Source organism: Slackia faecicanis (genome assembly GCF_003725295.1).
GTDB lineage: Bacteria > Actinomycetota > Coriobacteriia > Coriobacteriales > Eggerthellaceae > Slackia > Slackia faecicanis.
The window spans coordinates 88,833-111,482 of the sequence record NZ_QICB01000002.1 but is presented as its reverse complement, the minus strand read 5'-3'; the positions used below and the strand labels follow the sequence as shown (position 1 = coordinate 111,482).

Annotated in this window: 19 protein-coding genes and 1 CRISPR repeat array; of the genes, 11 read left to right on the top strand and 8 right to left on the bottom strand. The window is 58.0% G+C overall.

Going from position 1 to position 22,650, the window contains the following annotated elements:
• Positions 1 to 239: 239 nt before the first annotated feature.
• Positions 240 to 650, bottom strand: coding sequence for a hypothetical protein (locus tag DMP07_RS08700; protein ID WP_148039632.1), 411 nt, complete (start codon positions 648 to 650; stop codon positions 240 to 242).
• A 285-nt stretch (positions 651 to 935) separates the two neighbouring features.
• Here DMP07_RS08700 and DMP07_RS08695 point away from each other — a divergent pair, with 285 nt between their 5' ends.
• From DMP07_RS08695 to cas2, 8 genes are all read left to right on the top strand, one after another.
• Positions 936 to 1,673, top strand: a complete 738-nt coding sequence (locus tag DMP07_RS08695; RefSeq protein ID WP_148039631.1) for a HipA domain-containing protein — start codon at positions 936 to 938, stop codon at positions 1,671 to 1,673.
• Between the two features lie 284 nt (positions 1,674 to 1,957).
• Positions 1,958 to 5,879: a CRISPR direct-repeat array (repeat unit 33 nt; unit sequence GTCGCTCCCTTCGCGGGGAGCGTGGATTGAAAT).
• A gap of 471 nt (positions 5,880 to 6,350) precedes the next feature.
• Complete coding sequence (cas3, locus tag DMP07_RS03080) at positions 6,351 to 8,561, top strand: CRISPR-associated helicase Cas3' (RefSeq protein ID WP_244594829.1); 2,211 nt, start codon at positions 6,351 to 6,353, stop codon at positions 8,559 to 8,561.
• Positions 8,562 to 8,840: 279 nt separating this feature from the next.
• The gene (cas5c, locus tag DMP07_RS03075) at positions 8,841 to 9,506 is read left to right on the top strand and encodes a type I-C CRISPR-associated protein Cas5c (RefSeq protein WP_123197688.1); all 666 of its coding nucleotides are present in this window, start codon (positions 8,841 to 8,843) and stop codon (positions 9,504 to 9,506) included.
• A complete protein-coding gene (gene cas8c / locus DMP07_RS03070; protein ID WP_123197687.1) occupies positions 9,503 to 11,251 on the top strand; it encodes a type I-C CRISPR-associated protein Cas8c/Csd1 in 1,749 nt (582 codons plus the stop codon). The genes cas5c and cas8c overlap by 4 nt, the downstream gene beginning before the upstream one ends.
• Positions 11,252 to 11,286: 35 nt before the next feature.
• On the top strand, positions 11,287 to 12,180 hold the full coding sequence (cas7c, locus tag DMP07_RS03065) for a type I-C CRISPR-associated protein Cas7/Csd2 (RefSeq protein ID WP_123197686.1): 894 nt from the start codon (positions 11,287 to 11,289) through the stop codon (positions 12,178 to 12,180).
• The gene (gene cas4, locus DMP07_RS03060) at positions 12,116 to 12,862 is read left to right on the top strand and encodes a CRISPR-associated protein Cas4 (RefSeq protein ID WP_342210399.1); all 747 of its coding nucleotides are present in this window, start codon (positions 12,116 to 12,118) and stop codon (positions 12,860 to 12,862) included. The genes cas7c and cas4 overlap by 65 nt, the downstream gene beginning before the upstream one ends.
• Entirely contained in the window at positions 12,846 to 13,877 is a 1,032-nt protein-coding gene (gene cas1c / locus DMP07_RS03055) for a type I-C CRISPR-associated endonuclease Cas1c (RefSeq protein WP_123197684.1), read from the top strand. The genes cas4 and cas1c overlap by 17 nt, the downstream gene beginning before the upstream one ends.
• Positions 13,878 to 13,882: 5 nt before the next feature.
• Complete coding sequence (gene cas2 / locus DMP07_RS03050; protein WP_123197683.1) at positions 13,883 to 14,173, top strand: CRISPR-associated endonuclease Cas2; 291 nt, start codon at positions 13,883 to 13,885, stop codon at positions 14,171 to 14,173.
• Between the two features lie 55 nt (positions 14,174 to 14,228).
• On the opposite strand, the gene DMP07_RS03045 is transcribed toward cas2, so the two are convergent.
• On the bottom strand, positions 14,229 to 15,077 hold the full coding sequence (locus DMP07_RS03045) for a metallophosphoesterase family protein (protein ID WP_148039630.1): 849 nt from the start codon (positions 15,075 to 15,077) through the stop codon (positions 14,229 to 14,231).
• A 214-nt stretch (positions 15,078 to 15,291) separates the two neighbouring features.
• Between DMP07_RS03045 and DMP07_RS03040 the strand changes: the two genes are divergently transcribed.
• Positions 15,292 to 15,939 (top strand): cyclase family protein, encoded by a 648-nt coding sequence (locus tag DMP07_RS03040; RefSeq protein ID WP_123197681.1) that lies wholly within the window; start codon positions 15,292 to 15,294, stop codon positions 15,937 to 15,939.
• Between the two features lie 10 nt (positions 15,940 to 15,949).
• On the opposite strand, the gene DMP07_RS03035 is transcribed toward DMP07_RS03040, so the two are convergent.
• The 5 genes from DMP07_RS03035 to DMP07_RS03015 all read right to left on the bottom strand — a co-directional run bounded on the left by DMP07_RS03035 (position 15,950) and on the right by DMP07_RS03015 (position 20,418).
• Positions 15,950 to 17,005 carry an alcohol dehydrogenase gene (locus DMP07_RS03035; RefSeq protein WP_123197680.1) on the bottom strand — a complete coding sequence of 352 codons (1,056 nt, stop codon included), beginning with the start codon at positions 17,003 to 17,005 and terminating at the stop codon, positions 15,950 to 15,952.
• Positions 17,006 to 17,060: 55 nt separating this feature from the next.
• Positions 17,061 to 17,597 carry an RNA 2',3'-cyclic phosphodiesterase gene (thpR, locus tag DMP07_RS03030; RefSeq protein WP_123197679.1) on the bottom strand — a complete coding sequence of 179 codons (537 nt, stop codon included), beginning with the start codon at positions 17,595 to 17,597 and terminating at the stop codon, positions 17,061 to 17,063.
• A gap of 48 nt (positions 17,598 to 17,645) precedes the next feature.
• Complete coding sequence (locus DMP07_RS03025; RefSeq protein ID WP_123197678.1) at positions 17,646 to 18,515, bottom strand: EamA family transporter; 870 nt, start codon at positions 18,513 to 18,515, stop codon at positions 17,646 to 17,648.
• Between the two features lie 78 nt (positions 18,516 to 18,593).
• Positions 18,594 to 19,550 carry a choloylglycine hydrolase gene (gene bsh, locus DMP07_RS03020; RefSeq protein ID WP_123197677.1) on the bottom strand — a complete coding sequence of 319 codons (957 nt, stop codon included), beginning with the start codon at positions 19,548 to 19,550 and terminating at the stop codon, positions 18,594 to 18,596.
• A 106-nt stretch (positions 19,551 to 19,656) separates the two neighbouring features.
• Positions 19,657 to 20,418: a metallophosphoesterase gene (locus DMP07_RS03015; RefSeq protein ID WP_123197676.1), complete on the bottom strand. Its 762-nt coding sequence runs from the start codon at positions 20,416 to 20,418 to the stop codon at positions 19,657 to 19,659.
• Between the two features lie 435 nt (positions 20,419 to 20,853).
• Here DMP07_RS03015 and DMP07_RS03010 point away from each other — a divergent pair, with 435 nt between their 5' ends.
• Positions 20,854 to 21,216: a GtrA family protein gene (locus DMP07_RS03010; RefSeq protein WP_211324491.1), complete on the top strand. Its 363-nt coding sequence runs from the start codon at positions 20,854 to 20,856 to the stop codon at positions 21,214 to 21,216.
• A 276-nt stretch (positions 21,217 to 21,492) separates the two neighbouring features.
• Positions 21,493 to 21,930, top strand: coding sequence for a phosphate-starvation-inducible protein PsiE (psiE, locus tag DMP07_RS03005; protein ID WP_123197674.1), 438 nt, complete (start codon positions 21,493 to 21,495; stop codon positions 21,928 to 21,930).
• Here the strand turns inward: psiE and DMP07_RS03000 are convergent.
• Positions 21,917 to 22,444 carry a hypothetical protein gene (locus tag DMP07_RS03000; RefSeq protein ID WP_211324490.1) on the bottom strand — a complete coding sequence of 176 codons (528 nt, stop codon included), beginning with the start codon at positions 22,442 to 22,444 and terminating at the stop codon, positions 21,917 to 21,919. The genes psiE and DMP07_RS03000 overlap by 14 nt on opposite strands.
• Between the last annotated feature and the right edge of the window lie 206 nt (positions 22,445 to 22,650).

Genomic DNA, 22,650 nt, shown 5'->3' with positions numbered 1-22,650 from the left:
GGCTCTGCGCGGGTCGGCTATAGGGATATCGACAAGGCGGAGGCGGTTTTCCGCAGGATTGCGGAAGCGTGATAGCCGGTCATACTGCATGTTTCGGTCTTGGGTCGATGGGTTGTTCCTTTATATAGCGGAATAACCCGTCGACCGCCTTCTTGCGGCGATCGCATAATTGCGGCCATCGAAAGCGGAGCGGGAAGCGGGGCGAATCGTTCGTCCGCATGCCTTCCCGCTCGGTATGGCTACGCCGAAAGGGGAGACCGATGGAAATGGGATTGTTCGCTTCTGGAGCCGTTGCCCTTGTTTTCCAGGCTTTTTGCAAGCGCGCCGAGATAACGGCGTTGCTGCGCGCCGGCTCCGTTGCGAAGGCGGCGCGCATGCTCTTGGGCCTGCTGACCATGCCCGCGGCCGCGAGCGCCCTTCTTTTGTTTGTGGGATAGGGGAAGTCTATGGATGCTGCTGCGGGCGCGGATACGTTTTGCCTGATGAACAAGAACGAGGAAGTGCTGTCGTTTGCCGATGCGGGCGGGAATACGTTTTCTCCCGGTCGATTCGAGGTGCTGGGGGCGTTCGATGCAAAGCGGCTTCCCCGAAGCTTTTCCGACATGGAAAGCTGGTTGGAAAAACGCCTCAGCGCCCGGGATCGCACGCATATGAATCGCCTTTTGTGGCAGTGCGGATGCAATTCGACCAGCGATTTCATTCGCAGGACGTGCGCGCTTTCTCTCAATGATACGTTTTGGGTCAAGCCTGCGGATTCGTCGTTGTCGTGGAGCGACGTTTCTTTGTATCGGAATGATTTCGCCGGGCCCGTTGCTGATGCTGCTTTATTCGGGCGGGATGTTCGAGCGACGGAGCCTTTGATCCTTTCTCCCGAGTTCACGACAGACGGTTCCTACGCGAAGTGTTGGATGCGTCGCCGCGGTCGAATATATCTTTTGAAGTCGGCCGACCGCGGCAGCTTCAAACCCCTAGGATTCGAATCGTATTCGGAGGCCATGGCCTCGCAGCTGGCCGCAGCGTTTCTGGATGAGCGCGTCGAATACAGAATCGTGTTTTCGCCCGAGCATCGCGATGACCCGAGGCGCAGTTTTTCGGCCTGCGAAGCCTTCACTTCCGAGAGCGTCGGTTTTCTTCAATATGGAAGATTGCATGCCTGCGATTACGACGCGTCGCGTCCGAAATCGATGCTCGATTTCTACGCAAGCATCGGGGCCGAAGCGGCGTTCAGAAAGATGCTCGTATTCGATGCTCTGTGTTTAAATACCGATCGCCATCTGGGAAATCATGGCGTGCTGTTCGACGCAGACACCCTTGAAGTGCTGGGTATGGCGCCCGTGTTCGACAACAATAAAGCGTTTCTTCCGTCGTACGACGGCGAAGATTTCGAACGCATGATGGCGTGCGCGGCGTTGCTTTCTTCGAGGATCGGCGACGATTTCAACGGAGTCGCGCATTTCGTGTTGACTGACAGCTTGCGTCGCGATTTGAAGAACCTGCGCGGCTTCGAATTCGACAGGTCTTTGCTGCCCGGTCTTCCCGAGAGTCGCATCCGCTTGATGGAGCGACTGATCGAATGCCAGATCGAAGCGATTCTCAAGGGCGACCCGGTGGGTTCGGTGCGTGGCTGCGGAACCGATGACGGTCTGGATTCGTTCGCATCGCTGCGGCTCTGATATGGCTTGGCGACAGCGAAAGTCATTGCAACGAGTTGCCCCGGGGCTTCTATACAATATGCGTAGGCTTCGTCATGGTGTCGATGATCTGGGGAATCTTTTGGTGCGGCGTTGTCCAGCGAGGCTGGTGAATAGGTGCGAAGCGAGAGTGGCCGGATTTCATGTGCGGGGTTCGCACCTCGAAAAGTTCGATTTAACTGCTCCAGGAGTCGCGGGGTATCGATTCCGAATTGCCACCTGCCCTTCAGGTTGATTGGGTTGAATGTTTGCTACTATATGTAGCGGTCGCTCCCTTCGCGGGGAGCGTGGATTGAAATCTCCATGGTCGCGAGGTCGGCTTTCGCCTTTTCGTCGCTCCCTTCGCGGGGAGCGTGGATTGAAATATCTCGCGGCTTTGCAGAGTGTTGATCTCGCGCGCGTCGCTCCCTTCGCGGGGAGCGTGGATTGAAATTGTTGGTCTGCGAACGTGTTGATATAATCGTCGGTCGCTCCCTTCGCGGGGAGCGTGGATTGAAATACCAGGGCGGGACGCTGCTACACCCCGAAAGCCAGTCGCTCCCTTCGCGGGGAGCGTGGATTGAAATATTTATCTTTGGGGTGGCTATGAAACCGACTAAAACGTCGCTCCCTTCGCGGGGAGCGTGGATTGAAATCCAGTCTGGGCGCTTGATGTGCGTAGCGCGGTGGTCGCTCCCTTCGCGGGGAGCGTGGATTGAAATTGAGTACTTCACCGACGCGCGACCGCGATTCGGTGTCGCTCCCTTCGCGGGGAGCGTGGATTGAAATCGTTAACGGGGTCGATCACCGACACCGATGCGCCGGGTCGCTCCCTTCGCGGGGAGCGTGGATTGAAATTGGGCGCCCTGCGCGAGCGCCCTCCGTCGGACGTCGCTCCCTTCGCGGGGAGCGTGGATTGAAATCCGTCGGCGCGGCCGTCGTGATAATACTCGTCCAGTCGCTCCCTTCGCGGGGAGCGTGGATTGAAATTTATCGACCACATAGGCAACGGCGGTAATTTCGTGTCGCTCCCTTCGCGGGGAGCGTGGATTGAAATGAAAACGCCGTGTTCGGCAACGACCTGAAAGCCGTCGCTCCCTTCGCGGGGAGCGTGGATTGAAATCTCTTGGCACTTCACGCACTGCATAAGCGCGGCGTCGCTCCCTTCGCGGGGAGCGTGGATTGAAATATCGATCCTAACGATGAGGTTCGCGATTCCCTCGGTCGCTCCCTTCGCGGGGAGCGTGGATTGAAATTTCTTTTCGACCAGCACCGCACCCGGCACCTCTTGGTCGCTCCCTTCGCGGGGAGCGTGGATTGAAATCAGTTCATCGAGGTTCGTTTCATCGAAGATTACCTCGTCGCTCCCTTCGCGGGGAGCGTGGATTGAAATATCGACCCAAAGGAACGGGACCTGCTCGAGCTTGTCGCTCCCTTCGCGGGGAGCGTGGATTGAAATCACTTCATCGCGAAACGTCTTTTTGACCATGCCAAGTCGCTCCCTTCGCGGGGAGCGTGGATTGAAATTTGCTAAGCGATGGCTTCTACCTGCGAAAATCCGGTCGCTCCCTTCGCGGGGAGCGTGGATTGAAATTGAATGATGCCCATTTCAGGGCGATCGTCCGCATAGGTCGCTCCCTTCGCGGGGAGCGTGGATTGAAATTGCCTCGTGTCTTCTACGAGCACCGCCATTTACAGGTCGCTCCCTTCGCGGGGAGCGTGGATTGAAATTGCAAGGATTGATGGACACCGACGGCACGATTGGGTCGCTCCCTTCGCGGGGAGCGTGGATTGAAATACAATCGACGGCGAAAGCATCGGCGATAAAAATAGTCGCTCCCTTCGCGGGGAGCGTGGATTGAAATCGGCACATCGTCGAAGAGCGTTTGGACGAGATGGTCGCTCCCTTCGCGGGGAGCGTGGATTGAAATTGTGCAGTTCTGCGTGTCGCGGAGAAAGCGCACGGTCGCTCCCTTCGCGGGGAGCGTGGATTGAAATGCTATCGTGGGCGTTCCGCCCTGGAACCCCGCAGTCGCTCCCTTCGCGGGGAGCGTGGATTGAAATTGCATCGCTCCACTCGAAACGGCATGTTTCAGGCGTCGCTCCCTTCGCGGGGAGCGTGGATTGAAATCCAGTCTGGCCGCTTGACGTGCGTAGCGCGGTGGTTGTCGCTCCCTTCGCGGGGAGCGTGGATTGAAATAGGTACAACAAGTTTATTTTGTCCGTGTACCGAGGTCGCTCCCTTCGCGGGGAGCGTGGATTGAAATTCGACGAGGAAGTGCAGCTCGATGCCGCACTCCCTCGTCGCTCCCTTCGCGGGGAGCGTGGATTGAAATATGCTCACGGGCGTAGGCTTCGGCGAATCCCTGCGTCGCTCCCTTCGCGGGGAGCGTGGATTGAAATTTCGAAAAACGGCTTCTTGCCCTTCACGTACACCGTCGCTCCCTTCGCGGGGAGCGTGGATTGAAATTTCGAAAAACGGCTTCTTGCCCTTCACGTACACCGTCGCTCCCTTCGCGGGGAGCGTGGATTGAAATATCACCGAGGGCGACGTGCTCCGCCTGATCGTGTCGTCGCTCCCTTCGCGGGGAGCGTGGATTGAAATCTGATGCGCTTGCAGGAGTCCAACCCCGGCCGCTTGTCGCTCCCTTCGCGGGGAGCGTGGATTGAAATTTGACCTGGTAGCCAAGCGTTTTCCAATGCGCGGTCGCTCCCTTCGCGGGGAGCGTGGATTGAAATACGCCGGAGCTTCGGTTGAAAGCCCGCGTCGGCTCGTCGCTCCCTTCGCGGGGAGCGTGGATTGAAATACGGTCGAAGAGTTGGAAGAGTTCGGCCGCGTCGGTCGCTCCCTTCGCGGGGAGCGTGGATTGAAATTACGCGGACAACACCGCGTATTACACCAGCAACGTCGCTCCCTTCGCGGGGAGCGTGGATTGAAATTGCAAGGCGAACAGCTGCTCGTCCGACAGCTTGCGGTCGCTCCCTTCGCGGGGAGCGTGGATTGAAATCGCGAAGATAACGCAGGGCGGCGCACCGTCCGAGGTCGCTCCCTTCGCGGGGAGCGTGGATTGAAATCATCGATTCGGCTCCATCTTTTGAGGGCATGAAGTCGCTCCCTTCGCGGGGAGCGTGGATTGAAATATCCTAGGGCAGCCGCTCCCGATCTCCCGTGCGGTCGCTCCCTTCGCGGGGAGCGTGGATTGAAATGTTTCGACAACACGGACGATTGGCGTTGCATCCGTCGCTCCCTTCGCGGGGAGCGTGGATTGAAATGTGTTCTGCTCGCCCGAAGAAGCGGGCGAGAGGGGTCGCTCCCTTCGCGGGGAGCGTGGATTGAAATATTGACCGTAATGACTTCTTCACGCAAAACACCAGTCGCTCCCTTCGCGGGGAGCGTGGATTGAAATCCGACCTCCAGGACCTCATGATGCGGTGCCTTGGTCGCTCCCTTCGCGGGGAGCGTGGATTGAAATGCGCTGTGCGTGCTGCTCGCCTCCCGTTTCGTCGGGTCGCTCCCTTCGCGGGGAGCGTGGATTGAAATCGCCTATCGCCGGCCTGCCTTCGCCGGCCGATATCGTCGCTCCCTTCGCGGGGAGCGTGGATTGAAATTGGGCGGGCCTCGCGAAGTCCATCGCCGGCAGCTGTCGCTCCCTTCGCGGGGAGCGTGGATTGAAATGCGAACCTCGCGCACAACGTGCAGACCAGCGCAGTCGCTCCCTTCGCGGGGAGCGTGGATTGAAATATTGCCTAAAAAAATACGATGACGGCCACGGCTGTCGCTCCCTTCGCGGGGAGCGTGGATTGAAATAAAACGTCGGCGAGTTGCCAATATTTGATTTTCAGTCGCTCCCTTCGCGGGGAGCGTGGATTGAAATATAAATCGCGGATGCAACCACGATTGCGTTTGCTAGTCGCTCCCTTCGCGGGGAGCGTGGATTGAAATATGATCGCGAAGTCGCAATCGATCGCGGCGAGGGTCGCTCCCTTCGCGGGGAGCGTGGATTGAAATATCGTCTATGACGCGCTGCGCGTTCCTGCGCTTGTCGCTCCCTTCGCGGGGAGCGTGGATTGAAATTGATAGCCCATGTATTCGGACGCGATGTCGCGGCGTCGCTCCCTTCGCGGGGAGCGTGGATTGAAATAAACGCTGGGTCACCCACGAGGTCTTGCTGGCCAGTCGCTCCCTTCGCGGGGAGCGTGGATTGAAATCCCGTGCAGACGGGGACGGCGGACCGCGCTCGCGTCGCCCTCTTCGGGGTGTGGATTGAAGTCGGCCGCATTTTCGATGCCGTCAGCCGCTTGTCGCCGCTCCTTCCGCGGTGGGTGCAGATTGGAATATGATTCATCGAGACGCTATGCCGAGTCGCGAAGTCGCCACTATATGGTGGCGGGGGGTTGAAACGACGATGGGCGCGAGAGCGCAGAAGTCGCCCTTTTGCAGGGTGTGGATTGAGGCGTCCGACATTGGGATTGTTTGGGCTGTGTTCGGCATGCTTTATTTCAAGGAGGCGGAGGGCGCAGTCTTTTCTGGCGCTCGATGCTGCTCGGGGTAATCTTGCCGGGCCTTTTCGGGTGCCCCGCTCGTCAGCCTCCAGTCTTTCCTCTTGTAGCTGGCGGCTAATGATTCTCTAGATGGTACGTGCTAAAATAATTAAAGTATGTACGAAAAGAGGTACAGTTATGCCTGATGACCGTTTGTATTATTCGCATCGAAGCGAAGACGGAAGGATCGAACTCCTGAAAGATCATCTCCGGGAGGTTTCCGAGATGTCTGCGGAGTTTGCGAGTGCTTTTGGGGCGGAATCCTGGGGTCGCGCGGTCGGCTTGCTTCATGACGTCGGCAAATATTCGGATGAGTTTCAGAATCGTCTTCTCAACAATGGTCCCAAAGTCGACCATTCCACGGCGGGCGCTTGGTTGCTCGCGGAATCGGGAAGGGACCTTCTGTCTTATTGCATAGCCGGTCATCACGGCGGTCTTCCCGACGGCGTGCCTGGGCAAGAATCCTGTCGTTCTGGGTTTGTCGAGAGGATGACGAAGGCCCAAAGGGGTGATATTCCTTGCTTTACGGCATATGAGAAGGAAGTGGACTTCAGTCCGGAAAGCCTTGAGAATCCGACTATAAAGGCGACGAGAGAGTCGGCTCGCTTCAGGTTTTCTTTTCTTGCACGTATGGTTTTTAGCTGTCTTGTCGATGCGGATTACCTTTGCACCGAGCGCTTTATGGCGGACGATTCGCGGGATCGCCTTCGAAGCGATGGCATTTCACACCTGAATAGGCGGCTTGAAGCGAAAATAGCTCCCTTCTTTCCTCCGAAAACAAAAATCAACGAAGCTAGGTGCGGTGTTCTTGAGGATTGCCTCAGGGCTTCGCAGTCTGATCGGGGGGTGTATTCCATAACGGCGCCCACGGGAAGCGGGAAAACGTATGCGCTTATGCGCTTCGCACTCAATCATGCCGAAAAGCACGGCATGCGTCGAGTTATTTGCGCAGAGCCTTACACTTCGATTATCGAGCAAAATGCCGATGTGTACCGCGAGGCGCTCGGGGACGAGAATATTCTCGAACATCATGCTAATTTCGATTTCTCATTCGATGACGAATCTGGTTTGGGGCGTCGGCTTCGGCTCGCTTCTGAAAACTGGGAAGCGCCTATTGTCGTGACGACGAACGTCCAGCTGTTCGAGTCCCTCTTGTCGAATAGGACTTCACGGTGTAGGAAGCTTCACAACATAGCAGGCAGCGTCATTGTGCTCGATGAAGCTCAGATGATACCGACGAAGTATCTGGCGGTCTGCGTGAAATGCCTCGCTGAGCTTGTGCGGAATTACGGCTGCACGGTTGTGCTCTGTTCTGCGACTCAGCCGTCCTTGGCGTCGTTTTTCGAGGAAGAGGATTTCGACGTTAAAGAGATCGTCAGCGATGTCGATGTCCTGTTTGCGTCCTTGAGGCGTGTTACGTATGAGGACGCCGGAGTTTTGGATGACGAATCGCTTGCCGGGATGCTCGCTGAAAGCGGCCAGGCATTATGCATCGTGAACAGTCGGCGCCAGGCTAAGGCGTTGTATGAAATGGTGAAATCGGCGCGGGGGTCGGATGGCGTATACCATTTGACGACGCTTATGCATCCTGACCACCGGCGCCGTGTTTTGGGGGAGGTGCGCTCGCGTCTCGGCGGCGGCGATCCTTGCGTCGTCGTTGCTACGAGTCTCGTCGAGGCGGGGGTCGACCTTGATTTTCCTACCGTATTTCGAGCAATGGCGGGCATCGATTCTCTTGTTCAGGCCGCCGGCCGCTGCAATCGCGAAATGAGGAGGCCTGCGACCGAGGGCCGCATGGTGGTTTTCGAGCCCCCGAGCTCGTATGCGCTTCCTCGCGAAGTCGAACAGCACGCGTCGGTTGCGAGGGGCGTTTTGATGGCTGCCGATTACGCCGTATCCAGGCTTGATTCGACCGAAACGATAGCTGCTTATTTCAATCGTCTCTACAAAGTGCAAGGTGAGCGCGGACTGGACTCCGAGGGTGTCGCGGAGATGCTGTCGACTTATGGAAAGTCGACGGGAAGGCTTAAGTTGTTCGATATCCCGTTTGAGACCGCTGCGAATCGGATGAAATTCATTGACGATAGCTCGTATTCGGTGATCGTTCCTACGCCGGGGTATGAGGACGAAATCGTTGCGCTCGAACGAGGACTTCTTTCCCGGGCGGGGATGCGGCGGCTGTCGCGTATATCGGTGTCGGTTTATCAGGGCGACCTTGACAGGCTGAATGAGGTTGGCGCATTGAGGCCGATTACGGACGAATTGTTCCTTCTCTTGGACGCGAGTAAATACAGTCAGGAGACGGGTCTCGATTCTTCGGCCGACAGCGGGTCGGGTCTCTTTTGGTGAGTTGTGCATGGCCGCCTTTTTGGAATTGGCGGCCTGCATCTTAAGGAAACTATTTCAATCCACGTTCCTGGGAACGACGCGCTCGCTTGCTGTGCGACGTGCGAGCGTTGCCATCATATATATTCGGAAATAAAAAACAATTGCATGTTAAGTAAACTGAAATATTGAAATAAGACAGCAGAGAGAGTAATCTGTAAAAGACGCCAATCGAAGCAAGTCGCTTTTGCCGCCATGGCGGCGGTTGGCGGTTTTCGGCACACTGACGCGAAAGGAGCCGGTATGTCTTTCGGGTTTACGGTTGAAGTCTGGGGGGATCGGGCCCTGTTCACGCGACCTGAGCTGAGCGTGGAGCGATTCACGTATGACTTTATTACGCCCAGCGCGGCACGAGGGCTGATCGAAGCCATCTATTGGCATCCCGGTCTGCGCGTTGTGATAGATAAAATCCAGATTATCAATCCTATCGAATTTACTACGACGCGTCGCAACGAAGTGAAGTCCAAGGCGCTTGCTTCGTCCCTGAAATCCTCTTTAGTCGGAGGTGCTTCTGCGCCTTATATCAATACGAAGGAGGATATTCAGCAGCGCGCCTCTGTTATCTTGACCGATGTTAGATATGCAATTGAGTTTCACTTCGAAATGACAGGGAAGGCGAACGAATCCGATAATCCGGGCAAGTTCGCTGACATTTTCAGGCGCAGGATTGAAAAGGGGCAGTGCTATTCGCAGCCGTATTTCGGAACACGTGAGTTTCCCGCTCATTTCAAACCCTGCCCTGAGGGAATCGTCCCTCGCGGCGCATACGCCGATGCCGGGGAACGAGACTTCGGCTTGATGCTGTTCGATATGGACTATAGCAATAAGGACGATATTCTCCCGATGTTCTACAGGGCCGTTATGAAAAACGGCATCGTGAATGTGTCGCAAAGCGAGGTGTATCGATGATCCTGTCTGCGCTTGCTGACTACTATGAGCAAATTCTCAATGACCATCCTGAACGAATTCCTGCTCCGGGATGGTGCTCTCGGCAAATCAAGTTCATTTTGGAATTGTCGGGTGATGGCGAGCTCGTTAACGTGATTCCTTCGCAGGAGAAGCGTGGATGGACCAAAATGGTGCCCGAGCAGGTGAAACGGTCATCGGGCGTAGCTGCGAATTTTCTTTGCGATACTTCAAGTTATTTTCTCGGCATCGACGCGAAGGGCAAGCCCGAAAGGTCCGTGAAATGCTTCGAGGCCGCCAAGGCGCTGCATACGGAACTGCTTTCTTCTGTCGATAGCGAATGCGCTCGTGCGGTCGTCGCCTTTTTCGAAAAGTGGAATCCGATTTCCGCTCTTGACCATCCTGTTGTGGCAAGGGCTGGCGACGAGCTTCTTGCGGGTGGCAATCTTGTATTCGCGTGCTCTTGCGACGGCGAATTCGTCGAGGTCGCGGACGACCGCGCGATCAAGGATGCGTGGGGCGCCGGGTCGCAGTCGGCCCAGGATGGGCTTTCCGACATGACCTGTCTTGTTACGGGCGCGCGCGGCCGAGTGGCGCGCTTGCATCCGGCTATCAAGGGCGTCTACGGTGCTCAGTCCATGGGTGCTTCGCTTGTGGGTTTTAACGCGCCGGCTTTCGAGTCGTATGGCCATGAGGGCGAGCAGGGCCGCAACGCTCCTGTTTCGGTCGATGTGACGCAGGCTTACGGCGCCGCGTTGAACTATCTTCTCTCGGATGTAAAGCATCATTTTCGCTTGGGTGACACGACGGTTGTTTTTTGGTCGGAGACCTGCGACGACGAGAACTGCGACTTCATGAATGAGATCATGGGCAATGTCGCGCCTGACAAGCGTTCGGACGGCGACCGAGACGATGCCGAGAAGGCTCTCGGCGATGCTCTCGCGAAGCTCTTGCGGGGAAAGATGCCCGAAATCGACGGCGTCGATTTCGGATCGACCTTCTACGTGCTAGGCATCGCTCCGAACGCAGCGCGTCTCGCAGTTCGCTTTTTCATGCGAGACGAGTTCGGTGCCATTTTGCGCAACGTGGCTCGCTATTACGACGAGACGGATATCGTGCATGCGCCGTTCGAGGCCGGCCGTCTGGTTCCCTATTTTGCACTGAAGAGTCTCGAAAACGAGAACTCGAAATCGCCGGTCGTTTCTTCCCAGCTTTCGGCTTCGTTTATGCGTGCCGTTTTGGAGGGTGGAAGGTACCCGGACGCTCTGTATTCGAATGTTCTTTTGCGCATGCGCGCTACGCATGGGGTCAGCAGACCTGCGGCGGCGCTGGTCAAAGCGTATTTGCTTCGCAATGCTCACTACGATAAGGAGGAGATTACGGTGGAGCTCAATAGTCAGCGTAACGAGGTGGCATATGCATTGGGAAGGGCGTTCTCCCTCTACGAGAGAATTCAGTCTATCGCCAATGACGGCAATTCCAATATTGCTGCTCGATATATAAATTCGGCTTGTACGACTCCTGCTGTCGTTTTCCCGATGCTCGCAAGGCTTTCGGAGGCTCATTTGGCGAAAATCGCAAAAGACAAGCCTGGGCTCGCCGTCAATTTGCGTAAAGATCTTTGCCAGGTCATGGAGTCGGTCGAAACATACCCGGTTCGAATGGGGCTGAGGGATCAGGGTGATTTCTCGCTGGGTTATTACCATCAGTCCCAGGAACGATTTGCTGCAGCTAAAGCAAACCGCTAAATCGCAAGCGTATAGGAAAGACAAGGAGCGTAGTCATGAGCGATCCCATTAAAAATCGTTACGAATTCGTCGTGTATTTCGATGTCGAAAACGGCAATCCCAACGGCGATCCGGATGCTGGAAACATGCCCCGCATCGACCCCGAGACCGGATATGGCTTGGTCACGGACGTTTGCTTGAAGCGAAAAATCAGGAATTACGTCGAAATGGTGCACGAGGACGATCCCGGCTTCGATATTTACATCAAGGACGGCGTTGCCTTGAATACGAGCGATCGCAGGGCTTTCGATGAGCTGGGGATCGATGTGAAAGAAATCAAGAAGCTCAAGAAGGATGATCCCCATCTTGATATTGCGCTGCGCGATGCCATGTGTAGGATGTTCTACGACGTCAGGACGTTCGGCGCCGTCATGACGACGTTTACGAAAAACAATCTTAATTGCGGTCAGGTCCGCGGTCCTGTGCAGCTGACCTTCTCGCGAAGCGTCGACCCCATCATTCCTCAAGAGGTCACCATTACGCGCGTCGCCATCACCACCGAAGACGACGCTCAGAAAAAGGGCACGGAAATGGGTCGCAAGTACATCGTTCCCTATGGCCTGTACCGTTGCGAGGGATATGTTTCGGCTAACCTCGCACGCAAGGTCACGGGATTTTCCGAGGATGACCTCGAGTTGCTGTGGGATGCCATCATCAACATGTTCGAGCACGACCATTCCGCAGCGCGCGGCAAGATGGCGGTCCGGTCTTTGATCGTGTTCAAGCATGATTCCGAGTTCGGCAACGCCCCGTCTCACTGCCTGTTCGACGCCGTTTCCATTGAGAAAAACCCCGAGGTCGAAGCTCCTCGCTCGTTCTCCGACTATGGCGACGTCGAAATCGACATGGATGCCATTCCATCTGGGGTCGAGGTTATCAGGAAGCTGTAGCACGGGGGATGCCATGTATGTCGAGGATGAGTTTCTTGCTTTATCCGGTGTTCAGCACTTCGCGTTCTGCCGTCGGCAATGGGCGCTCATTCATATCGAGCGGGAATGGCGTGAAAACGCTCTTACGGCCATGGGAAACGTGATGCATGGAAGAGCGCATGACGAGGCTTTGCGAGAGCGGCGCGGAGATTCCTTGGTCGTGCGCGGGTTGTATGTTCGCTCGGCTGCTTTGGGCCTTGCGGGAAAATGCGACGTAGTCGAATTCGTCAAGGATTCCGAAGGCCATCCTCTTTTCGGGGAGGATGGCCTTTGGCGGGCCCGTCCTGTCGAGTATAAGAGGGGCAAAAGCAAGCAGAGCGACGCCGATCGCATGCAGCTGTGCGCCCAGGCGCTTTGTTTGGAGGAAATGCTTTCGTGCAGGATACAGGAAGGGTTTCTGTTCTACGGCGCCACGAAGTCTCGCGAGCATGTCGTCTTCGATGACGAGCTTAGGGAGAAGGTCATACGGGCGTCCGAAGAGATGCATGCTCTTTTCGCGCGTCATTACGTTCCTAAGGCGAAGAGAACGAAAGCGTGCCGGTCTTGTTCGCTTGACACGCTATGTCTTGCGGAAGCTTCCGAAAAGTCGGTTGCGGCGTATATCGCAGAGCATATGGGGGATTTCGATGAGACGCCTTCTTAACACTCTGTACATCTTTACCGAGGATGCTTATTTGGCGCTCGATGGCGAAAACGTCGTCGCGAAAAGGCAGGGGGATGAAATAGGGAGAATTCCTCTCCATACGCTCGAGGGCATCCATTCGTTTTCGTACGCCGGCGCCAGTCCCGCCCTTATGGGTGCTTGCGCATCGCGCGGTATTGCTCTTTCGTTTTACGATCGGAAGGGCAAATTTCTTGTAGACGCGAGCGGCGCGGTGCGCGGCAATGTTCTTCTGAGGCGTGCTCAGTATGGGGTATCTGCCGATGAAGGACGAAGTCTGCCAATTGCTCGTAATTTCATCATGGGAAAGATTTACAACAGTAAATGGGTGATAGAGAGGGCTTGTCGCGATCATGCGTTGCGGGTCGATGTCAGCGCCCTGAAGGGAGCGTCTCGGAAATTAAGCGAGTCCATGGCGGCGGTCAGGTACTGCGAATCTCTCGACTCTCTTCGAGGCATCGAGGGTGACGCTGCGGCCGTGTATTTCTCCGTTTTCGATGAGCTTATCTTGAGGAACGATGGGGAATTTTCGTTCAAGGGTCGAGTTCGGCGCCCGCCTACCGATGCGGTGAATGCGATGCTTTCATTCTTTTATTCCATTTTGTCCCGAGATTGCGCGTCGGCCCTTGAGGGTGTGGGTCTTGATTCGTATATAGGGTTTTTGCATTGCGACCGCCCAGGAAGGCGCTCGCTCGCCCTTGATTGCATGGAGGAGTTCAGGCCTATTTTCGTCGATAGGTTCGTATTGACGGCCATAAACAACAGAGTTGTCGGTCCGGGCGATTTCGAGCATCGTGAAACGGGGGAGGTCATCTTGTCGGACAAGGGGAGGAGGCTGCTGTTCGAATCGTGGCAGGCAAGGAAGCGTGAAATCATCCTTCATCCGTTTTTGAAAGAGAAAGTGCCGCGCGGTCTTGCTCCTCTTATTCAAGCCCAGTTGCTTGCCAAATGTCTGCGCGGGGATCTGGGCGGATACCCGCCGTTTCTTTGGAAGTGATTCGCATGATGATGCTTATTACGTACGACGTGAACACGACGAATTCGCCAGGAAGGAAAAGGCTGCGTAAGGTGGCGAAGTATTGCGTGAATTACGGGCAGCGCGTGCAAAACTCCGTGTTCGAATGCGTTGCCGATGCTGCACTGATGGTCCGGATAAAGAAGGACTTGGTTTCAATGATCGATCCAAGCGTCGATAGCTTGCGGTTTTATTCGCTTGGCAGCTCGTATCGCAGCAAGGTCGAACATTATGGAGCGAAGCCTTCTTACGATGCCGAAGGCTTTCTCGCGCTTTAAACGCGGGTCGAGACGGCGGTGCGAGCGCTGATTGCGCCTGCGCCGCCGTTTGGTTTTAATCGCGCAAGAAAACGCGAGTGACGTCGTTGCCTTCGATCAGGAGGGCGGAACCGTCGCCGATAGGAGACCCATAGGCGGTCGTTGACAGGGTGTCGCATGCGATGAGAACCGGGCGATCAAGCTGCGCCTCTGCCGGCGATTGTTCGTCGCCGCAGACGTAGACGGTATGAACAGGCGTGTGGCCGACGATTTGCCAGACGCCTTTGGCGGGGTCGCGCTCTAGGTCGGACAAATCGGCCCAAAGGGGGCCGGGAATTTCCCAACCTCCGCGCGAGGGCGGGCAGCTATCGAGGCCTTCGTGGAACGCTATGTTGCCAAGCTGGTTATTGAGCTCCGTGGCGTATGCGTTCGCGTTTCGTTGCAGGCTTTCGAAAAGCGATGCCGACTCCTTTGAAGTTTTCGAGACGTACGATGTCTGCGAAAGGTGCCGCAGGGCCCATAGATGTGTCAGGCCTGCATGGAGGCAGAGAAATACGTCGTTCGCGACGGTTGCGATTTGCGCGTCGAGCCGTTTTACCAAAATGTCTTTCACCTGCCGGCGAATGCCCATGAGGGTGCCGGGCCCTCGTCTGCCGCGAATATAGCAGAAATCATGATTGCCCAGCAGAACGTCGATCCGAAGGCCTGCCTCCCTGTGCGACTCGACCCAGTCTGCATAGAACCCGAGCTCTTTCAATGCGAGTTTTTCATCGGCGCCCCAATCGTCGCATGCGTCGCCGAGGAAGATCACGTGCTGTATCGAGGGGTTCTTTTCAATGGCGGAATCGACGAGCGGCAGGATGGTGGTTTGCTTGAGATGAAGGTCTCCGACAACGAGGGTTGACATGGCCGCCTCCTTTTCCAACAGGTATTTCTTTAAATTATATAATGCAAACTATGTACTATAAATAGTTCATATTCCGTTTTCGTTTTTTGTAACGGGGCGGTAAGGTCGACGTGGAAATCACGCGCCGAAGGCCGTGCTCGTCCGGTCGCCGTTCGGTGTGCGGCATTTGCGGGGTATGATGATGGCGGCGGCCGATGGGTCGCGATGGACGCTTCGTCTCAGGAGGGGCTTCATGAGAGTGGTCGATTTGACGCATACGATTTGCGCGGACATGCCCGTGTTTCCCGGCGACGATGCGCCGCAGCTTGCGCAGGCGGGGTCGTACGAAATGGACGGGTATCGCGCCACCATGCTGCGCATGTCGACGCACGTGGGAACGCATATGGATGCGCCGGCCCATATTTTCGCAGACGGCACCACGATCGATGCGCTTCCCGCGAGCCATTTCGTGGGCAAGGCCGTCGTGGTTGATTGCCGCGACGTATGCGAAGGCGGCGCCATCACCATGGAGCAGGTCAGGGCATGCGGCCAGGCGGTCGAGCAGGCCGATTTCCTGCTGTTCAATTCGGGATGGGATGCGCGATGGGGCACTCCCGAGTATTTCGGCGACTATCCCTGCATCGATGACGACGTGCTCGATTTCGTGATCGAGCGAGAATTCAAAGGCGTCGGCTTCGACGTGATGGGAATCGATCCCATCTGGGACGAAAGCCTTCCGCGGCACAAGAAGCTGCTTGCGGGCCGCGACGTCGTCAACATCGAGAACCTGACGAATCTCGACCAGTGCGGCCGCGGGTTGTTCGACTTCGGCTGCTTCCCCCTGAAAATCGAAAACGGCGATGGCTCGCCCTGCCGAGCCATCGCATGGATCGAGGGCTAACGACGGGTGCTTACCGCTCCTCCCACGGCGTGATGACCATTTTCAGGCAGTCGTCCTCGCGGGCTTCGAATGCGCGGTAGGCCTCCAAGATGTCGTTGAGGGCATAGCGCTTCGAGATGAGGCAGCTCGTGTCGATGCGGCCGTCTTCGACGAGCTTCATGGTTTCGCCCAGATTGGCGGCATCGACGCCGCCCGTTTTGAACACGAGGTTCTTGCCGTACATCTCGTGCAGCGGCAGCGTCTGCGGGCCTTCGTACATGGCAGAAATCACCACCACGGCGTTGGGGCGGGCGATGCGCCAGGCCATTTCAAAGGTGTTCGACCCGCCCGCGGCCTCCACCACGGCATCGGCGCCGCGGCCTTCGGTCATCTTGCGCACGGCGGCTTCCACGGCGTCGAGGTCCATCGTGCTTGCATCGATCGTCTCGTCGGCCAGGCCGCGTTCTTTCGCCAGAGCAAGGCGCTTCGCGTCGATATCGATCGCGATGATACATCCGGGTTCGGCGAGCTTCGCGCACATCATGGTGGCAAGACCCACGGGCCCCGCGCCGATCACGGCCACGGTGCAGCCGCGTTCGAGTTCGGCTATTTCGGCGCCCCATTGGCCCGTTGCCACGATGTCGCCCAAGAACAGCGCGTCTTCGTCGGCCACGCCGTCGGGAATGACGCTGCAGGTCTGCTCGGCGAAGGGAACGCGCACGAACTCGGCCTGGCATCCGTCCATGCGGCAGCCCAGCTCCCAGCCGCCTTGCACGCAGTTGTTCACCCAGCCGCGCTTGCAATAGAAGCATTCGCCGCAGAAGGTCTCGCAGCTCACGGCCACGCGGTCGCCCGCGGCAAGTTTCGTCACGCCTGCGCCCACCTGTTCGACCACGCCCACGAACTCATGGCCCAGCACCGTGTCGGGCAAGGCTCGGGGCACGGCGCTGTGAATGATGTGCAGATCGCTGGTGCAGATGGTCGATCGCGTGACGCGCACGATCGCATCGCCTGGATCGATGGGCTCGGGCTTGGGGCGGTCTTCGATCGCGATGGTTCCGTTTCCGTCATGCACCAGTGCTTTCATGGGGTCTCCTTCGTTGCGTGGGCGAGTGGTTCTGTTCGTGCGCGGCTTGCGGGTGTCAGTGCGCGGGTTCGAGGTCTATGCCGTATATCTCTTCGTACGAGGCGCCTTCGCGTGAGAGGGTGCTCTTGAACACCGCGACGCGCGTCGCCTGCGCCGGAACGGGGAAGGGCAAGGGCGGCAGCTCGCCCTTGGGAATGCGCGCCCTTCGCGCCAGGGTTATGTGCGGCAGAAACGGCCTGTCGTCGAAGTCGATTTCCCTTTCGCGCAACTCTTCGCGCAGCCGCGTGGCCAGCGCGGTCAGACAGAGGTCGTCGGCCAGTCCGAGCCAAAACGACGCATCGGCGCTGCGCCCGAATTTTCCCAGCCGATCGGGGGCAAGCGTGACGCGTCCGATGCCTTTCGCCGCTTCGTCCAACGCGTCTTCGACGTCAGGCAGAGTCGCCTCGGGCGCATCGCCCAGAAACGCCAGGGTGACATGCCAATTCTCGCGCGGAATGAACCGCCCGGGCATCGATGCCCGCAGGGGCCTGACCATTCCCGCCAGTTCGTCTTGCATGAGCGGGGGTATTTCAAGTGCGATGAAGATTCTCATGTCCCTATTGTAGTCCTCTCGTTTCGGGCGGGCGCGGGTTTTCGGCGGTTAGGTCCACCACGCCATGGCGGAGGTGCCAAGCACGATGAGCGCCAGGCCCGCGGCGCTTTTCTTGGTGAGCTTCTCGCCGAATGCGAAGAAGGCGAACAGGACGGAAACCAGTACGGATAGCTTGTCGATCTGCACTACGACGCTTATCTGGCCTGCGGATATGGCGTAGTAATAGAACAGCCACGAAGCGCCTGTGGCCAAGCCCGACGCCGCCAGGAAGCCCAATTCGCCGCGACGCACGCCGCGCACCTGGCCGAGCTTTCCTTTTATGGCCACGATCGCCCACGCCATGGCAAGCACCACGCAGGTGCGGATGGCGGTTGCCAGGTTGGATTCCACGCCTTTGATGCCCACCTTCGCCAAAAGCGAGGTCAGCGCGGCGAACACGGCGGCTCCGATGGCCCACAGAAGCCACGTGCGGTCGTTCGATACGCTGCCGCCTTGTTTCTTCTCGATCATCATGAAGGTGCCCAGCGCCACGGCCGCGGTGCCTGCGAGCTTCACGCCCAGGTTGCTGGTTTCGCCGAACAGCACGATGGCCAAAAGCGTGGCCAGCACCGTGCTGGATTTGTCGACGGGCACCACCTTGTTCACGTCGCCGATCGAAAGCGCCTTGAAATAGCAGATCCACGAAGCGCCCGTGGCCAGGCCCGACAGCAGGAGGAACAGCCACGATCGCGCGCTGATGGCGCCCATGGCGTCAAGCGGGCCCGAAAGCGCCGCCACGATCCAGGCGAACACCAGCACCACGCAGGTGCGCAGGGCCGTGGCCACGTCCGAATCGGTGGTTTTGATGCCGCATTTGGCAAGGATGGATGTGATGCCGGCGAAAAACGCCGCTGCGAACGCTGCTGCGATCCAGGACAAAAGGCGCCTCCGTTCGATCGAGCGGCGTCATTCGGCTCGATGGGTCGGGCGCCGTTGTGCGGGTGTGCGTGGTCGCGTTCAGTATAGCGCGCGCGTCTGCAGGGCGCTGCCGTTCATATCGAAGCTATCGAACGGGAAGGCGCGAATTTCGAAGCTGTCGTAGGTGTTCGCGTAATAGGTGTTCGTCGCGCCGGAGAAACCGCTGGTGAAGATGGTTTTTTCGAAGCGCCCGCCGGCGGATTTCACGGTGCCTTCCGTCACCTGTACGGACGCGAGCGTGCGGAAGAGGCGCGCCACGTTTTCGCGTTCCGTCGTTTTGGCGGGGTGGTGCGCATTGGCGTAGGCCGCGCGCACGAAGCGCGAGGGCGATCCGGGGTCGCCCGGAATGCCCTGCATGCCTGCGCCCATGCCCCACGCGCGCAGCTCGTGCGCGCCCCATGCGACGGGCTGCGGGTTTTCGCTGCTCGTGTGCAGGTAATTGTCCAGATTGGCTATGTGCCACGGTAGTTCCGGCGAGTTCGCCAGCACGTCGGCGCGGTTCTCGTAGACATGCAGCCCGGTCGCGGTGCATTCCACCACGATACTGCGCGCGCCGTCGGCAATAATCCAGTGCAGCAGCGATTCGGGCTGCCCTTGTTGCACGAGCGATACGATCCGCACGTCGGCCAGCGCACGCTCCGCTTCGTCGGTCGAGGCGAAGTTACGCGCTACCCACAAGGGGAATTCGAAGGTGGCAACGTTGCACATGCCTTCGGCGGGTTCGTGCGGGAACGCTCCACAGCGCGGGAAGTTGAGGCCCGCCACGGCGAGGCCTGTTTCGTTGGCGCAGTCGAAATACATCGGCCTGCCGCCCATGACGCAGCCGACGCCCAAAACGGCATGGGGCTCTTCGGCATGCGCTGCCCCCAGCGCGTAGTCATAGGCGAAGCCGCGCGGCGTGGCCAGGATTTCTTCGCCGTAGGATTCCGTCCAGTCGAGGTTGCGCCCGAAAAACAGGGCTCCGTTTTGGTCGGCGAATCTGACGGCGGTGCACATGGCGGTCTCCTTTTCTGCCGGGGTCGTTGCACCCCGATTGTGCCACGTTCGCGGCGCAATCGGGGCACAGCTTGACGGCCGCTACCGTGCCGTTTTTTTGAGACGGCTACAGCCCGGGACCTGAATACGTGCCGGTTGCTTCGTCGTACTTCAAAACGGGAATGCGTCCGCTTGTGACCGTTTGGCCATCGATGTAATAGTGAGACGCCCCGTCGAACCAGATGTCGTGGTAGCCGGGAATCTCGGAGACGAATTCTGTGCTGATGTGGCCGGCGATGACGTCGAATTCGAAATGCTTGCCCGTGTAGTACGGCGACATGGACGTGAAGTATTCCTTGGGTGTTCCGATGCGCCACAGATCGCCCGCTTCTTCGTCGATTCCCGCATGGCAGAACACTTGGTTGAATTCCGTTTCGTAGTAATAGGGAAGGCGGCGGATCCAGCGGATGACGTCGGCGTGGCGCGTTTTCATGTAATCGGTCGTCAGAAGATACGCGTCCTCGAATTTCCTGCGCATGAGCAGGTGTTTCACTTCGGCGAAGGCATCTTCGCCCAAAAAGCTTTGCGCGGTTTTCAGATTGACGTCTGCAAGGATCCAGCCTTGCGTGAACCCCAGGTCAACGGGCGCAATGTCGATGTATTCCAGCAGCATTTCTTCGTGGTTGCCGCGCAGGGCGATCACCTGGCCGGGGAATTCTTCCTGAAGTCCCATGATCCTGCGGTAGACGTCGAGGCTCGCGGGGCCGCGGTCGCAGTAGTCGCCGAGCAGAATCAGGCGGGATGTTCCGTCGCTCAAATCGACGTGCGTCAGGGCCTCTTCGAAGGGTTCGATGAATCCGTGGATGTCGCTCATAGCGTAGATGGCCATAGTCCTCCTATCGCTTGGTTGTGCGGTACATATTTCAGTACATCGTATCGGGCTTCTTGTCAATGGAGGCCGGGCGGCTTGAAGGCTTGTGCGCGTCTTTTGCTCCTGCACCGCATCCGACTCGATTTGCGGGCGGGAGATGTCGTTCGTGCCCCGTGTTGGCGCGAGGCTTCGGCCGCGCCAGCGGGTCTTGCGAACGCGCGCCGCTTTTCGCGTGGCGATTGCGTGACATTGCGGGCTTGCCGGGAAGGACGACGCGGGCGTCGGAGTAAGGTTCTCGCCGAAATAACGGCTCGATAGGCGGGAAGGTTCGACATGCAGTCTGAAGCGCGACCGATGGCGGCGGAGGGTGAGGCGACTGTGCCGAATGGTGCAGGGGCGAAGGCTTCCGCATCTCAAGCGGGCGCCGGCGAGCCTAAACGCGCAGGCGGATTTTTGCGTCAGGCGTTTACGTATTACGGCGTGTCGATCGCGCAGACGTTCGTGGAATTCGGCGTTTTCGCCCTTATGAAGGCGTTCGGACTGGCTGTCGGCGTTTCGAACGGCATTGCCGTTGCCTGTTCGGGCGCGTTCAATTTCTTCATGAACCGCAACGTCACGTTCAAGGCATCGAGCAATTTCTGGCGCAGCGTGGCGCTGTTCGTGCTGCTGTATGTGTGGAATTTCCTGTTCGGAACCTGGTTCATCGATGCGACGTCGGCGGCTTTCGGGTGGCCTCAGGCAGCGGGCAAGCTTGTCACCATGGTCATGCAGGGAATCTGGGGCTTCTGCCTGTGCAAATGGGTGATTTTCAAGTAGGGCGGTCGCCTCGGCCCATTCTTTTCGATTCGCGTGCGTGCTCGCTGGCGAAAGTCCGTGGCGAAAGGCGCCCCCATCCAATGGGGCGTCTTGTGTCCTGAAATGCTATTTATATAGTATCATTTACAAGCGTTGCAGAGACGCCAAGGGGAAGGCGACGCAGCATACGCGGCATCAGGTTGCCGTTTCGCTTGCGGTCAGACGCTCTGCGCACGCTTCGCGCGTCCGACGCCCATGCGTCCGGTGCGCCCGTACGAATCGTTGGAGGATGGACACATGCAAGATAAGGCGACGAAGGACCCGATTCCGTTCAAGGGACTGATAGACCCCGAATTGCTTTCGAGGCTCATGCAGCTGTTTTTGTCGGGCGTGCTGTTCATTCTGGGCGGCATTCTTTCGGCGCTGCTCTTGATGAGCACCTGGAATCTCATTTCACTCGTGTTCGTCGCACACGAGTTGAGCGGGGCGGAAATCCTCGGCTCGATCGTGACCTGGTTCCTCTATTTCGAGTTCCTCGCGCTGATCGCCAAGTATTACCAGTCGGGCCTCCATTTCCCGCTGCGTTACTTCATCTACATCGGCATCACCGCCATCATAAGGCTGATCATTCTGTACCACGACGACCCCATGCACACGCTCATCTTCTCTATCTCGATTCTCGTGCTGGTGGTGGCTCTCTATCTTGCGAACACGAAGCTGCTCAAACGCGAGTAGCTTTTCTGCGAGCGTCGTCGATCGATTCGGGGGCGGATGCGCCGGCGACACCGCGCCGTCGTTCGTCAGCTGCAAATTCCAGGGGCCTGACAGCACCATGCATGACTCGACGGTGGCGGCGCGGCCCGGTGCGCACGTCTTCGCCGAGCGACCGGGTTCCTTCCCGCGAATAGCAGGAATTCAATCCTGTCAGAGAGTCGGTCCAGGAGACCACGTCGCCTTCGTCGTTTCGGTAGGGCGTGGTGGTCTCCAGAGACAGTCCGCCCGAGGCCAGAATCGAGCTCACGGCATCGATGGGGTAGCCGCCGGCGTTAAGCGGATATGCGTCGTCGATCGCCGGAGTGCCTTCGCCTGCCTGAGATGCGGCGCCGAACAGCGGAAGCGTTTTCTCGGTCATGGTCGCGTGGGAGAAATAGGCCAAGAAGCGTTCGGAGGGATCGGGGGCTTCTTGGCTTTCGGCTTGGACCTCGTTCGCATCGATGCCGCCTGTCCGCATGAGCAGGTTGCTTTCCATGATGGAAACGATGCCGAACGCTCAGCACGAACCCCACGGATTCTACGACTTCACAGGCGTGACGTAGCTTTTACCGTTCACGTTGCGCGGGTTGGCTGCTTCAATGATCCTGTCCGATGTTTTCGCTTGCGCTATGCTGGGCACGGGGCGGTGCCCTCGACGGTTTCCGCTTGTCTGCAATTAGAAGCTCATGCAGAAAGGAGCGC

Bases quoted from the DNA above. Each gene is read 5' to 3' on its own strand.
- thpR (WP_123197679.1), bottom strand. From the start codon at position 17,597: ATGAGAATCTTCATCGCACTTGAAATACCCCCGCTCATGCAAGACGAA.
- cas7c (WP_123197686.1), top strand. From the start codon at position 11,287: ATGAGCGATCCCATTAAAAATCGTTACGAATTCGTCGTGTATTTCGAT.
- DMP07_RS03040 (WP_123197681.1), top strand. From the start codon at position 15,292: ATGAGAGTGGTCGATTTGACGCATACGATTTGCGCGGACATGCCCGTG.
- DMP07_RS03035 (WP_123197680.1), bottom strand. From the start codon at position 17,005: ATGAAAGCACTGGTGCATGACGGAAACGGAACCATCGCGATCGAAGAC.
- DMP07_RS08700 (WP_148039632.1), bottom strand. From the start codon at position 650: ATGCGTGCGATCCCGGGCGCTGAGGCGTTTTTCCAACCAGCTTTCCAT.
- cas2 (WP_123197683.1), top strand. From the start codon at position 13,883: ATGATGATGCTTATTACGTACGACGTGAACACGACGAATTCGCCAGGA.
- cas8c (WP_123197687.1), top strand. From the start codon at position 9,503: ATGATCCTGTCTGCGCTTGCTGACTACTATGAGCAAATTCTCAATGAC.
- DMP07_RS03000 (WP_211324490.1), bottom strand. From the start codon at position 22,444: ATGGAAAGCAACCTGCTCATGCGGACAGGCGGCATCGATGCGAACGAG.
- DMP07_RS03015 (WP_123197676.1), bottom strand. From the start codon at position 20,418: ATGGCCATCTACGCTATGAGCGACATCCACGGATTCATCGAACCCTTC.
- psiE (WP_123197674.1), top strand. From the start codon at position 21,493: ATGCAAGATAAGGCGACGAAGGACCCGATTCCGTTCAAGGGACTGATA.
- cas4 (WP_342210399.1), top strand. From the start codon at position 12,116: ATGGCGACGTCGAAATCGACATGGATGCCATTCCATCTGGGGTCGAGG.
- cas1c (WP_123197684.1), top strand. From the start codon at position 12,846: ATGAGACGCCTTCTTAACACTCTGTACATCTTTACCGAGGATGCTTAT.
- cas3 (WP_244594829.1), top strand. From the start codon at position 6,351: ATGCCTGATGACCGTTTGTATTATTCGCATCGAAGCGAAGACGGAAGG.
- cas5c (WP_123197688.1), top strand. From the start codon at position 8,841: ATGTCTTTCGGGTTTACGGTTGAAGTCTGGGGGGATCGGGCCCTGTTC.
- bsh (WP_123197677.1), bottom strand. From the start codon at position 19,550: ATGTGCACCGCCGTCAGATTCGCCGACCAAAACGGAGCCCTGTTTTTC.